Annotated in this window: 11 protein-coding genes and 1 riboswitch; of the genes, 9 read left to right on the top strand and 2 right to left on the bottom strand. The window is 66.6% G+C overall.

What is annotated here, in order from left to right:
* The first annotated feature begins 49 nt into the window (after window positions 1–49).
* Together ACYU8W_RS02215 and ACYU8W_RS02210 are read left to right on the top strand one after the other, a co-directional pair.
* The gene (locus ACYU8W_RS02215) at window positions 50–577 is read left to right on the top strand and encodes a CD225/dispanin family protein (protein ID WP_141929253.1); all 528 of its coding nucleotides are present in this window, start codon (window positions 50–52) and stop codon (window positions 575–577) included.
* A 26-nt stretch (window positions 578–603) separates the two neighbouring features.
* Complete coding sequence (locus tag ACYU8W_RS02210; RefSeq protein WP_211345218.1) at window positions 604–1155, top strand: NINE protein; 552 nt, start codon at window positions 604–606, stop codon at window positions 1153–1155.
* A gap of 170 nt (window positions 1156–1325) precedes the next feature.
* Here the strand turns inward: ACYU8W_RS02210 and ACYU8W_RS02205 are convergent, their stop codons facing one another.
* Both ACYU8W_RS02205 and ACYU8W_RS02200 read right to left on the bottom strand, forming a co-directional pair.
* Window positions 1326–2564 (bottom strand): DUF4032 domain-containing protein, encoded by a 1239-nt coding sequence (locus tag ACYU8W_RS02205; RefSeq protein ID WP_141929252.1) that lies wholly within the window; start codon window positions 2562–2564, stop codon window positions 1326–1328.
* A gap of 90 nt (window positions 2565–2654) precedes the next feature.
* Entirely contained in the window at window positions 2655–3746 is a 1092-nt protein-coding gene (locus ACYU8W_RS02200) for an ABC transporter ATP-binding protein (protein ID WP_129624594.1), read from the bottom strand.
* A gap of 314 nt (window positions 3747–4060) precedes the next feature.
* Between ACYU8W_RS02200 and ACYU8W_RS02195 the strand changes: the two genes are divergently transcribed.
* The 7 genes from ACYU8W_RS02195 (at window position 4061) to ACYU8W_RS02165 (ending at window position 13235) form a co-directional block, all read left to right on the top strand.
* Window positions 4061–5404 carry a sugar ABC transporter substrate-binding protein gene (locus ACYU8W_RS02195; protein ID WP_499466271.1) on the top strand — a complete coding sequence of 448 codons (1344 nt, stop codon included), beginning with the start codon at window positions 4061–4063 and terminating at the stop codon, window positions 5402–5404.
* Window positions 5405–5514: 110 nt separating this feature from the next.
* Window positions 5515–7092, top strand: coding sequence for an ABC transporter permease subunit (locus ACYU8W_RS02190; protein ID WP_239701078.1), 1578 nt, complete (start codon window positions 5515–5517; stop codon window positions 7090–7092).
* On the top strand, window positions 7092–8024 hold the full coding sequence (locus ACYU8W_RS02185) for a sugar ABC transporter permease (RefSeq protein WP_129624591.1): 933 nt from the start codon (window positions 7092–7094) through the stop codon (window positions 8022–8024). The genes ACYU8W_RS02190 and ACYU8W_RS02185 overlap by 1 nt, the downstream gene beginning before the upstream one ends.
* Window positions 8024–9871, top strand: a complete 1848-nt coding sequence (locus tag ACYU8W_RS02180; protein WP_499466268.1) for a glycoside hydrolase family 13 protein — start codon at window positions 8024–8026, stop codon at window positions 9869–9871. The genes ACYU8W_RS02185 and ACYU8W_RS02180 overlap by 1 nt, the downstream gene beginning before the upstream one ends.
* Window positions 9855–10862, top strand: a complete 1008-nt coding sequence (locus tag ACYU8W_RS02175) for a LacI family DNA-binding transcriptional regulator (RefSeq protein WP_499466266.1) — start codon at window positions 9855–9857, stop codon at window positions 10860–10862. Before ACYU8W_RS02180 ends, ACYU8W_RS02175 begins: the two co-directional genes overlap by 17 nt.
* A 54-nt stretch (window positions 10863–10916) precedes the next feature.
* Window positions 10917–11351 (top strand): CBS domain-containing protein, encoded by a 435-nt coding sequence (locus ACYU8W_RS02170; RefSeq protein WP_499466264.1) that lies wholly within the window; start codon window positions 10917–10919, stop codon window positions 11349–11351.
* A gap of 93 nt (window positions 11352–11444) precedes the next feature.
* Window positions 11445–13235 carry a serine/threonine-protein kinase gene (locus tag ACYU8W_RS02165; RefSeq protein WP_499466262.1) on the top strand — a complete coding sequence of 597 codons (1791 nt, stop codon included), beginning with the start codon at window positions 11445–11447 and terminating at the stop codon, window positions 13233–13235.
* A 158-nt stretch (window positions 13236–13393) separates the two neighbouring features.
* Window positions 13394–13541: riboswitch (cyclic di-AMP (ydaO/yuaA leader) on the top strand.
* Window positions 13542–13543: the final 2 nt, after the last annotated feature.

Below are 13543 nucleotides of genomic sequence, written 5' to 3'. Positions count from 1 at the left end.
CATCTAGAATCAGTTGTCGACACCAGCACTTCCGGGGGGACCTCCAGCAATGAGCAGTTACGACCCGTACGACCCGAACAACACCGCCGGCCGGGACGGCGCACAGTCGTCCGATGCGTACGGGCAGCAGGGCTTCGACCAGCAGCAGTATGGCCAGCAGGAGGGCCAGCAGCCGCAATACGGCCAGTACGGCCAGCCGCAGCACGGGTACGACCAGCAGTACGGGCAGCAATACGGCCAGCAGTACGGCCAGCAGTACGGTCAGCCGCAGTACCCGAACCAGTACGGCAGTCCGTACGGTTATCAGTCCCCGGTCGGACCGCCGCCGGACAACTATCTGGTCTGGGCGATCCTGTCGACCGTGCTGTGTTGCCTTCCGCTCGGCATCGCATCGATCGTGTTCTCCACCCAGGTGAACTCGAAGTGGTCCATGGGTGACGCAGCCGGCGCACACGAGTCGGCCCGCAAGGCGAAGAACTTCGCGATCGCGTCCGCCGCCGTTTCATTGGTTCTCGTCGCGCTGTACGTCGTGCTCGTCGTCGCCATCGGCGTCGGGTCGTCCTCCTCCAGCAGCTGATCGTCCTTCACCGAAAGTAGGCACTCATGTCGCATCAGGATCCTTACGCGAACAACGACCCGAACGCGGGCAAGCAGTACGACCAGCAGGGTTACGGGCAGCAGCCCGGCCAGTTCGGTGGGCAGCAGTACGGCCAGCAGTACGGCCAGCAGGACCGCCAGCAGTTCGAGCAGCAGTACGGCTCGGCTCCGGCCGCGCATTCCGGTGGTCCGCAGGGTGACAGCTTCTTCGTCAACCTCATGGGCAGCGAGCAGGGTCCGATGAGCTACGGGCAGTTGCAGGCGATGGCCGCGAGTGGCCAGCTCAAGCCGGAAACGCTGGTGCGTGCAGCGAGTGGGGGTCACGCCTTCCAGGCCAAGCAGGTGCCGGGGGTCTTCTCCGACAAGGAGTGGATCATGGCGCTGATCCTGTCGATCGTCATCGGCAGCCTGGGCGTCGACCGCTTCTACCTGGGCTATACCGGGCTCGGCGTGCTGAAGCTGATCACCCTCGGTGGTTGTGGCATCTGGGCACTGATCGACATCATCCTGATCGCGATGCGCAAGCTTCCCGACGCCGACGGTCGCCAGCTCAGCTGATTTTTTTGCCGGCTCCTTCGGCGTGCCTGCGCCGTCCCGCCGGCGTGAGCCTTGCGCTCTGGTCGGGTGGGTGCCACCTCCGGCAGTGCGGGTGTCGCAGCTGCGACGTGTTGGTTGCCGATACGGGAGTTCGTGCTCCCGCTGGGGCAACCAACTCCCGGCGGCGCACGTCACTCCGCCCGGACGGGGAGTTCCTGGGTGTCCACGCCGACGACGGACGCCTCGTCCGGCTTGTTCGGCAGGACGTGGTCGACGTAGTCGCGCGCGGCGTTTTCGATCGAGATGTCCTGCTGGGCGCGTTCTGCCATGTACCAGCGGTGCTCGAGGATCTCGTGGAAGATCTCGGCCGGTTCGAGCTTCTTGCGCATCGCCGGCGGAACGGTGCGGGTGATGGGTTCGTAGATGCGGCTGAGCCAGTCGTGGGCGACCAGTTGCTCGTCGTCGTTCTGACGGTCCTGGCTGGCGGTGAACGCGTCCAGGTCGTTGAGCAGTCGGCGGGCCTGGTTGTCCTCGACGGCCAGGCCGGTCAGTCGCAGCAGACGGCGCGCGTGGTGGCCGGCGTCGACGATCTTCGGCTGGATCGACACATGCGTGCCGTCGAAGTCGGTGGTGATGTCGAGTTCGCCGATGTCGAAGCCGAGGTCGTTGAGGTGGCGGATGTGCTCCTCGACCTTCCATCGCTGGCCCATCTCGAAGCTCTCGTCCTCGGTGAGCGCGGCCCAGAGGTCGTCGTACCGCGACAGAATCAGATCCGACACCGAAAGCGGGTCGACCTCCATCGGCACGAAGCCACCGGCCTGCAGATCCATCAGCTCGCCGGCGATGTTGACCCGGGCGATGTCGAGGTCGTGGTCGCGTTGTCCCTTCGACAGTTTCTCGCGCAGCTCGCCGGTCTCGGCGTCCACCAGGTAGGCCGCGAACTCCCCGGCGTTGCGCTTGAAGAGCGTGTTCGACAACGACACGTCGCCCCACCAGAAACCGACCAGGTGCAGCCGCACCAGCAGCACCGCGAGGGCGTCGATCAGGCGGTCGGCGGTGTCGGGCCGCAGTGACTGGCTCAGCATCGCTCGGTAGGGCAGCGAGAACTGCAAATGCCGGGTCAGCAGACAGGCGTCCAGCGGGTTGCCCTTGTCGTCGGTGCGACCGGCCACCACGCCGACGGCCTCGACGCACGGCTGGTCGAGACGGCGCAGCGCGCGCAGCATCTCGTACTCGCGCCGGGCGATGTCTTCCTTGATCTCCTTGATCGCGATGATCCGGCCCTCGATCCGCACGAAGCGGACGACGTGTCGGGAGATGCCGCGGGGGAGGGCGGCCAGAATGTTCTCCGGCCACTCCTCGAGCGGGGTCGACCACGGCAGGTCGAGCAACGCCGGCCACGGCCGTCCAGCCCTGATGTCGAGTGCCACCGGCTCATCGTGGCACTGACACGGTGATCCATCAACGACCGAGCCCCGGCGGGCGTGTGCTCACCGGGGCTGCGTCGTTGTTCGATCGGATCAGTCGCCGAGGCGCTGACCGTTCTCGATGTCGAACAGGTGCACGTGTTCGGGCTTGGGCACGAAGTGCACGGTCTCACCCTTCATCGGCACGTTGCGGCCGTCGACGCGGGCGACGAGCGGCTTGTCCGCGGCGGTCGGCTTGCTGCCGGCCAAGTGCCCGTAGATGTAGGCGTCCGCGCCGAGTTCCTCGACGACATCCACCTCGACCGCCAGTCCCTCTCCGCTGCCGGACAGGACGAGGTCCTCGGGGCGCACGCCGACGGTGATCTTGTTGCCGTTGGCGCCACCCACGGTGTCGCGGGCCACCGGGTGGACCGCGTTGCCGAACTTCACACCTGCGTCGGTGATGTCCATGTCGATGAGGTTCATCGAGGGGGAGCCGATGAAGCCGGCGACGAACACGTTGTTCGGGTGGTCGTACATGCGGCGCGGGGTGTCGACCTGCTGCAACAGACCGTCCTTGAGCACTGCGACACGGTCGCCCATCGTCATGGCCTCGACCTGGTCGTGGGTGACGTAGACGGTGGTGACGCCGAGGCGGCGCTGCAGGGAGGCGATCTGGGTGCGGGTCTGCACGCGCAGCTTGGCGTCGAGGTTTGACAGCGGCTCGTCCATCAGGAAGACCTGGGGGGAGCGGACGATGGCACGGCCCATGGCGACGCGCTGACGCTGACCACCGGAGAGCGCCTTCGGCTTGCGGTCCAGGTAAGGACGCAGGTCGAGGATGTCGGCGGCTTCCTCCACGCGCTTGCGGATCTCGCCCTTGTCGACCCCGGAGATCTTGAGCGCGAAGCCCATGTTGTCGGCGACCGTCATGTGCGGGTACAGCGCGTAGTTCTGGAAGACCATCGCCACGTCGCGCTCCTTGGGCGAGAGTGAGGTGACGTCGCGGTCGCCGATGAGGATGCGTCCGCTGTTGACCTCCTCCAGACCCGCCAGCATGCGCAGGGAGGTGGACTTTCCGCAGCCCGACGGGCCGACGAGAACCAGGAACTCGCCGTCCTGGATCTCCAGGCTCAGCTTGTCGACGGAGGGCTCGGTGGCACCCGGGTAGATCCGGGTGGCCTGGTCGTAGGTGACCGTTGCCATGGTGTGCTCCTTCACCGGCAGGAACGTGCCGGACGATCCGTTGTAAAGGTGTCTGTGAAAGAAACCGACAACGCCGGGGTTGGTGTTGTCCGTGTCACATCGTGACGTATGAACGGCAAGAAAGCCACTGATGTCGGCGGTTTCCGAATGGTCGATGGAGGCCATCGGCCCGTGATTTCAGGAGCGTTGCCGAACTGTGACCCGGTGGATGGAAAACATTGCTGCAAGATCTTGCAGAAAGTGACGTGGCGCTGGCATAGTGATCGGCATCACAGGGGGAGTCAACGGTGACCCCCTGAGCACAAGGAGAGTTCATGAAGCGCACCTTCGCTGTCGCCCTGACCGGCGCGGCCCTCGTTCTGACCGGTTGCGGCGGAGGCTCGGACTCGAGCAACACCTCCAGCACCAACACCTCGGCCGGCAGCCAGACGTCGTCGGGCTCCGCGTCCGACTCGTCCGCAGCGCCGACCGCCGCCGAGACCCTCGGCACCAAGGACGCCAAGCGCGACGCCAACGCCGACCTGGTGATCTGGGCCGACGCGACGACCGCCCCGGTCGTCACCAAGCTCGCGAACCAGTTCGCGTCCAAGAACGGCGTCAAGGTCGCCGTCCAGATCTCCAACGACGTCCGCGGCCAGTACGGCACCGCGTTCAAGGCCGGTCAGGCCCCCGATGTCATCCTCGGTGCACATGACTGGATGGGTGAGCTCGTCGCCAACGGTTCGATCGCGACCCTGCAGGTGCCGGCGAACGTGATGTCCGGCTTCGACAAGAACGCCGCCGCCGCAGCCAAGTACAACAGCCAGACCTACGCCGTTCCCTACGGTGTCGAGAGCCTGGCCCTCGTCCGCAACACCGCGCTCGCGCCGACCGCGCCGAAGACGATGGCCGACCTGGTGAAGGCCGGCAAGGACTGCGTCAGCTCCAAGAAGTGCACCAACATCCTGTCCAACCAGATGGGCAAGGAGGGCAACGCCTACAACAGCTACCCCTTCCTGTCCGCGTTCGACGGCGGTGGCATCTTCGGCACCAAGGCCAACGGTGACTACGACGCCGCGAAGGTGATCGTCAACAGCGCCGGTTCGGTCAAGGGCGCGCAGGCCATGGCGGCACTGGGCAAGGAGGGCGCGCTGTCGACCAACATCGACTCGACCAACGCCGACACCCTGTTCGCCACCGGCAAGACCCCCTTCGAGATCACCGGTCCGTGGTCGATCCCCGCCTTCCAGAAGGCCGGCATCAAGTACGCCATCGACCCGCTGCCGACCCTCGAGGGCGGCGGTGCGATGAAGCCGTTCCTCGGTGTGCAGATGTTCTACGTGTCCTCCAAGGCCAAGAACACCGCGGTCGCCCAGGCCTTCGTCACCCAGTTCATGACCACCAAGGACGCCCAGGTCGCGATGTTCGAGACCGGCAAGCGTCCGCCGGCTCTGACCGCTGCGTACGAAGCGGTCAAGGGCAGCGACAAGGACGTCGAGGCGTGGGCCGCTGCCGGCAAGGAAGGCAAGCCGATGCCGAACATCCCGGCGATGAACGCCGTCTGGAAGCCGCTGGGTCTGGCGTTCGCCGACGTCGTCTCGGGCAAGGGTGGCACCCCGGCCGCTCGGATGGCCAAGGCTCAGACCGAGATCGAATCCGGCATCAAGTCCGGTCAGTGATCTGAACCGATGACGACGATGGCGGCGGCTGGTGCAGCTGCTGCCATCGTCGCTGTCAGCACCTGATCAGTCCTGATGTGCCCGAGAGAAAGACGACAATGACGACGTCGATGAGCGAGGAGACCGCAGCAGCGCTGCGCGCGGATCGCCCCAACCCGATCAGTTACCTCAAGTGGCCGATTCTCGCGGCCGTCCTGGGTGGCCTGTTCTACCTGGCGACCAAGCTCGCCGACAAGGGCTACGGCCTCGCGGTCGTCGCGACGGCGCTTGTGGCGCTGTTGGTGCTGGCCGTCTACGGCACACGCAAGGCGGTGCCGATGAAGTACCTCCTGCCCGGCCTGCTGCTGCTGCTCGGTCTGCAGGTGTGGCCGATCGTTTACACCGGCGCGACCGCGTTCACCAACTACGGCCAGGGCCACATCGCCTCCAAGGAGGAGGCGACCGGTCAGGTTGTCGCCTACTCGGTGGAGCAGGTGCCCGGTTCGCCCACGTATCAGCTCGCGGTCGCAGTGCCGAAGGACCAGCCGCTTGAGTCCGCACCGCTGCAGTTCCTGCTGACCGACGACAAGGGCAAGACCTTCCTCGGCACCAAGGACGGATTGAAGGACCTGCCGACCGACGGCCTCAAGCAGTCGACCGACGAGATGGACAAGGGCCGCATCCTCGAGGCCCCGGACTACCGGATCCTCAACCTCGGTGAGGCCAACAAGCGCAAGGACCTGCAGCAGTTCGCGGTGCCCACCGAGACCGGCGGCATCAAGGCCAACGGCATCAGTCAGGCGTTCGAGGGCCGACCGACGTTGGTCTGGGACAAGAAGTCCGACACCTTGAAGGACTCCAAGACCGGCACGGTTTACGTCGCCAAGGACGCACGTTGGGTGCCGCAGAGCGGCCAGGGTTCGCCGCTGGCCGTGGGTTGGAAGGAGAACGTCGGCTTCGACAACTTCAAGTCGCTGTTCGCCAACGAGGCGCTGCGTGGCAAGTTCCTCAGCGTCTTCGCCTGGAACATCGCCTTCCCGCTGCTGTCGGTACTGACCACCTTCGTCCTGGGCATGCTGCTCGCGCTGCTGCTCAACGACTCCCGGATCAAGGGACGCGGCATCTACCGCTCGCTGCTGATCCTCCCTTACGCCATCCCGGTGTTTGTCTCGGCGCTGGTCTGGGCCTCGATGTTCAACCAGGAGTTCGGTCTGATCAACGACCTCACCGGCCTCAACGTCGACTGGTTCGGTGACCCATGGGCCGCGCGTGCAGCGATCCTGCTGACCAACCTGTGGCTGGGTTTCCCGTACATGTTCGTCGTGTGTACCGGTGCGCTGCAGTCGATTCCGGGTGACGTGCTCGAAGCCGCGAAGATCGACGGAGCCAGCCCGATCCGCACCCTGCGCTCGGTGATCATGCCGCTGCTGCTGGTCGCCGTCGGACCGCTGCTGATCGCGTCCTTTGCGTTCAACTTCAATAACTTCGGACTGATCTATCTACTGACCGCCGGTGGCCCGTTCACCGACGGCAACTCGACGGCCGGTTCGACCGACCTGTTGATCACGATGTCCTACCGCCTCGCGATCGACGGGGCGAACCCCAACTTCGGTCTGGCGTCCGCGGTCGCCGTGATCATCTTCATCATCGTCGGTCTGCTGAGCTTCCCCGGCTTCATGAAGACCAAGGCCCTGGAAGAGGTCAACTGATGAGCGCTACTCCTGCTCCCGACCCCATGGTCGTCGCAGCCGCCACCGGTGACGACGACCCGACCAACACCCCCACCAAGCCGCGCCGCGGCTCCGGTGGTGTGTGGTGGCGGCACGCGCTCGCACTGCTGGCGCTCGCCTTCGCGATGTTCCCGATCCTGTTCGTGGTCTCGGCGGCGTTGAACCCGGCCGGATCGCTGTCGACGACCAGCCTGTTCCCGACCGGCTTCTCGTTCGACAACGTCCGGACGCTGTTCAGCGACGACGCGCGCCCGTTCCTCACCTGGTACAAGAACTCACTGTTCATCGCGCTTGTCGGCGGCGTGCTGTCGGTGTTCATCGGCGCCGCATCCGCGTACGCGTTCTCGCGGCTGCGCTTCAAGGGGCGCAGGGTCGGTCTGATGGCCCTGTTGCTGCTGCAGATGTTCCCGGCGCTGCTGGCCTTCGTGGGTCTGTACATCACCTTCAGCAAGATCGGTGAGGTGCTGCCTGCGTTCGGCCTGAACACGACGCTCGGTCTGATCCTGGTCTACATGGGTGGCGCGATGGGCTCGAATGTCTGGCTGCTCAAGGGCTACTTCGACACAGTGCCGAAGGAGTTGGACGAGGCCGCGATGGTCGACGGCGCATCGCACGCGCGCATCTTCTTCACGATGACGCTGCGCCTGGTGACACCGATCCTGGTGACCGTCTTCATGCTGTCGTTCGTCGGCTTGTTCGGTGAGTTCATGCTCGCGTCGATCTTCCTGACCGAGAAGGACGCCCAGACGCTCGGCGTCGGACTGTGGGGCATGACGAAGGGCAACGAGCGCAACGCCCTGTTCGGCCAGTTCGCGGCCGGATCGGTGCTGAGCTCGATCCCGATCATGGTGCTCTACCTGGTGTTCCAGCGTCAGCTGGTCGGCGGCCTCACGCAGGGCTCGGTGAAGTAATGCCGACGCCGGACCTCCTGGCCCGGCCGCACCACGACGGTTCTGCGCTGTATGTGGACCGCGCGGCGCCCGCTCCCGGTGAGCGGGTGACCGTGCGGGTCCGCGTGCCCCACGGCCACGACATCGACCAGATGCACGTGCGCCAAGTGACCGACGGCGAACCCGAGTTCTCGGCCGCCCGAATCACCTCCCGCACCGTGACCGACACCTGGTGGAGCGCGGACGTCGTCTGTCACAACCCGGTGACCTCATACCGCTTCATCATGAGCGGTCCGACGGACGGTTACCTCTGGCTGAACGCCGCCGGCCTGTCCCGGCGTGACGTCCCGGACGTCTTCGACTTCCGCCTGACCACCTTCGGCCTGGCCCCGGATTGGGCTCGGCACGGCGTCGTCTACCAGGTGTTCCCCGACCGCTTTGCGAAGGCGGTCGATCGCCCCGCGCCCGAGTGGGCCGAGCCGGCCGACTGGAGCGACCCGGTCGACACACGGCGGGGACATATCGGTACCCAGTGGTACGGCGGCGACCTCGCCGGCGTCGAGCTGCACCTCGATCACCTCGAGCGGCTCGGTGTCACCACGCTCTACCTGACCCCGGTCTTCCCCGCGCGTTCCAACCACCGGTACGACGCCGCGACGTTCGATGCCGTCGACCCGGTGCTCGGCGGCGACGAGGCCTTCGCGTCGCTGGTGCGTGCCGCGCATGCTCGCGGATTGCGCGTGCTGGGCGACATCACCACGAACCACACCGGCGTCACGCACGACTGGTTCATCGCGGCGTCCGCGGATCCGGCTGCCCCCCAACGAGACCACTACTTCTTCGACGAGCAGGGTGACTACGAGAAGTGGCTCGGCGTCCCGAGCCTTCCCAAGCTCAACCACGCGTCGCCGACGCTGCGCGAGGAACTCTTCGACCGTCCTGAGGCACCGGTTCGCCGCTGGCTCGCAGGGGACTCGGGGCTGGACGGTTGGCGGGTCGACGTCGCGAACATGACCGGACGGTTGCGTGACCACGACGTCAACCACGAGGTTGCTGCTCACATGCGCGCGACCGTCGTCGATGTCAAGCCCGATGCGTATCTCGTCGGCGAGCACGCCCACGATCACTACCTGGACGCGTCCGGCGAGGGTTGGCACGGAGTCATGAACTACTCCGGGTTCACCCGTCCGGTGTGGACCTGGTTGCGCGACAAGGACTTTGCTCCGTCGTTCCTCGGGAACCCGTTGATGGTGCCGCGGCTCGGAGGTCCCGACGTCGTCGACACCATGACCGAGTTCAACGCGATGGTGCCCTGGTCGACCCGGCGGGCGAACTTCAACCTGGTCGGGTCGCACGACACCACCAGGGTGCGGACTCTGGTCGGCGCCGACACGCGCCAGGTCGGTGTGGCGCTGACGCTGGTGATGGCGATGCCGGGCATCCCGATGATCACGTACGGCGACGAGATCGGCATGGAGGGCGCCTTCGCCGAAGACGGCCGCCGTCCGATGCCGTGGCACGAATCCGATTGGGATTCAAAGATTTTCGACGATGTCCAGCAGCTGGTCGCCGCCCGGAGGGACTCGGTCGCCCTGCGCGACGGCGGTCTGCGGTGGGTGCGCGTCGAGGACGACACGATCACGTTCCTGCGTGAGGTCGCCGGGGAGTCGGTGCTGGTGCACGTCGCCCGTGACGCCGGTACGAGCCTCGAGCTGGACGAAGAAGACCTTCCCGGTATCGGTGGCGGGCGACTGCTCGCCGGGCGCGGGATCAGTGCCGACGGATCGGGGATCCGGGTGGAGACGAACGGCCCGGGCTTCGCGCTGTGGCTCTGGAAGGACGGGGGCCGTCATGGCGAAGCTCTCTGACATCGCCGCACATGCAGGCGTGAGTGAGGCGACCGTCAGTCGCGTTCTCAACGACAAGGGCAATGTGTCCGACTCGACCCGGGATGTCGTGCTCACCTCGATCGACGTTCTTGGCTACGAACGGCCGAGCAACCTGCGGCGGCACGCCGTCGGCATGGTCGGGATCATCGTCCCCGAACTCACCAACCCGGTGTTCGCGATGATCGCGCAGACCCTCCAGGGGCGCTTCTCCGCCCACGGGTACACCAGCGTCCTGTGTACGCAGGCGCCCGGCGGTGCCCAGGAGGAGGAGTACGTCCAAATGCTGCAGGAGCGCGGTGTTGCCGGGGTGGTGTTCGTCAGCGGTCGCCACGCCGACACGACGGCGGACATCTCGCACTACGCGCGACTGTGCGAGCGCGGTCTGCCGATGGTGATGGTCAACGGGCACCGGGACGAGATCGACGCGCCGTCGCTGTCGACCAACGAAGCGAGCTCGGTTCGGATGGCGCTGCATCACCTGCGCCAGCTCGGGCACACCCGGATCGGTCTGGCGACCGGCCAGTCGCGCTACCTGCCGAGTCTGCGCAAGTTGGAGGAGTTCCAGCGACAGGCGGGGAACGACGCCGGTCTGGCGATCGAACAGACCTGGTTCTCGGTGGAAGGCGGCGAGCTCGCCGGGCGGCGTCTGCTCGAACGCGGTGTCACCGCAATCATCTGCGGATCCGACATGATGGCGCTCGGAGCGATCAAAGCGGCTGAGCTGCAGGGGCTTTCGGTGCCAGCCGATGTTTCGGTGGTGGGTTACGACGGGTCCCTGCTCACCCAGCACACCTCCCCGCCACTGACCACGATCCGACAGGACATCGACGGCCTGAGCGGTGCGATCGTGCACGCGCTCTCTGAGGAGATCGCCGGTCGTCGGCACCCGCGTGGCGAGATGCTCTTCGATCCCGAGCTCGTCGCTCGCGGGTCGACGGCTCCTGCGCGACCGGTCGCGACCACGGCTTGAGACGTCGGCGTCCGATGAGACCGAAACCGGTGTGACGAGGGCTACATTCGGCTCATGCGTATTTCGGATGTGCTGCGCGGCAAAGGAACTGACGTCGTCACCATTCCCGGCTCGGCGTCGGTGGCCGATCTCGTGGCGCTGTTGCGCGACAACGGGATCGGAGCGGTGGTAGTGGTCGACGAGGCCGACTCCGAGAAGATCGCCGGCATCGTCAGTGAACGCGACGTCGTGCGGCGTCTCGCCGACCGCGCCGACGGGCTGATGGAACTCCCGGTCAGTGAGGTCATGACGGCCGACGTGCACACCTGCGGTCAGGGCGACGAACTCAACGAGGTCGCGGTGAAGATGACCGATCGGCGTATCCGTCATCTTCCGGTCGTCGAAGAGGGGCGCCTGACCTCGATCGTCAGCATCGGTGACGTCGTCAAGGCGCGCCTGGGCGAGTTGCAGGCCGAGCGGGACGCACTCGAGGGTTACATCAGTTCCTGACCCGGCCCGGGGAAACTCCTGTCGCCCGGCGTCCGTTGCCCCCGTGGGGCGTGCCTGTCCACCCCCATGAGACGCACGATCTACGGTGGAGCCATGACGCCTGCACGACCCGAGTCCACGACGAGCGGCCACCGCTTGCCCGGTGGCCGGCCGCGCGGACCCGCTCAGGTCGACGGTGACGAGACCACCGAGTTCACCCCGGCGTCGGACGCGGGACTGCGCGATCCCGTTGTTGCGGAAGGGGCGCCAGGGGGGCGCCGGATCGGACCGTACCGACTGCTCGGACGCTTGGGGGAGGGCGGCATGGGCGTCGTGTTCCGGGCCCTCGCCCCGAACGGCGACGAGGTCGCGATCAAGGTGCTGCGAGCCCACGTCGCCTATGACGAGAAGGCCCGCGAGCGACTGCGGCGCGAGGTAAGTTCCCTGTCGCGCGTGCGGGCGCCCGGTGTCGCGGGAGTCATCGATGCGGACGCCGACGGGGACCAGCCCTATCTGGTCACCCAGTACGTTCCGGGCCCACCGCTCGATGAGGTCGTGGACGAACGCGGTCCGCTCGGTGCCGAGCAGTTGGCCCGACTGGGTCGGGGTCTCGCCGAGGCTCTGGATGCGATTCACTCCGCGGGCGTCGTGCACCGCGATCTGAAGCCCGGCAACGTGTTGATGGTCGGTGACGAACCGGTCCTCATCGATTTCGGCATCGCCCACATCGGCGACGACTCGCGACTGACGCAGACCGGGCTGGTCATGGGAACGCCCGGTTACCTGTCGCCGGAGATCATCGACGGCGCCGCCGTCGGCCCGGCCACCGACTGGTGGGGTTGGGCGGCAACGCTGGTCTACGCCGCATCCGGCAGGGCACCGTTCGGCAAGGGTCCGATGCCGGTCATTCTCGACCGGGTCGCCCGCGGCCAGGCCGATCTGACGAACGTGGACCCGCGCATCCGGCCGCTGCTGGAAGCCGCGCTGTCGCCCGACCCGTACCAGCGTCCGTCGGCAGGGGAGATCCTGCGCGAACTCGACGTCTTCGCCCGAGGTGGGATGACCGGTGAGATCGTCCAACGTCGTTCACGGCGCCCGGCAACGTCACCTCACGGTCAACAGTCGGCGGCAGAACCGTTGCATCACAAGGAAGCTCCGGTTCGCACCCAGCACCCCCGCACCGAGTGGATCCAGCCGCAGCAACGCCTCGACGCGCCACCGGTGGCGTGGGGCGCAGTGCCGACCGAGCAGCAATCCGCTCCTGCGCGCGACCCGCGGATCGGCCAGCCGGCCCGTACCTGGACACTCCTGGCGCTGATGCTCGCGACGGTGGGACTGTCGATGGTGCTGCCGATCGTCGCGTGGTTCGCGATCTTGGCGTGGGTGTTCGCCGCCCGCTGGAACGACAAGTCGATCACCTCGATGGTGCTGCGTCGGTACGCTGCCGGACCTCGCCGCAGCGACAACGCCGTCGCCATGGCGCTGTCGCCCTGGCACGCGCTCGTCTCGGCGTTCTCCACCCTGCTGGTCGCGATCATCCCGGTGTTCCTGGGCGCGGTGACGGCGGTCGCCGTCGCGTTCGTCAGCGACCTGGTGGGCCTCGCGACCTCGGCGTACGGGCGTCCACCGGCCATCGCAGCCGGCACATTGGTGGCGATCTGTTCGGCGTGGTGGGGCGTCGGTGGTACGGCCACCCGCCGCGGTTCGCGCAGTCTCGTGCGCACCGTCGCCCGCACCAAGGAAGTCACTCTCGCAGTCGTGATCGCGTCGGTCGCCCTTCTCATGGGGTGTGCGCTGTTCGCTTCCGCAAACCTGGACGTGCCCATGCACTGGTGGCCCTACAACGACGTCACCCAGGTGCCGGGATCGGGCATCATCCCCTCCATTCCGCCGAACTGGCCCTGACGGAAACCCGCCTGGACCATCGACTCACAAGGGGTTGGCGGGGACACCCACCCCGGGTATCCTGATCCGGCACTTCTTGACCGGCGCTTTACCTTTCGGCCGGCTCGAACAATTCCAGATCGGTCCATTTGTCCTTTGGATGCCGGGGCGCTCAACCTCATCCGGCACGGCCCGACACCCGGGCATGAGGGCGGGGGAACCACTTACGATCCGCACCGGATCTCGGGGTGAAGTCGGCGTCGCCGACGGGGCAACCTGACCGCCCTAACCCGACAGCTCACCCCGCAGGCGTCGTCAGGAAAGGGAAC

This window comes from Yimella radicis, from assembly GCF_054778255.1.
Note: the sequence above shows the minus strand (reverse complement) of the source record. Positions and strands in the feature narration are given on the sequence as shown.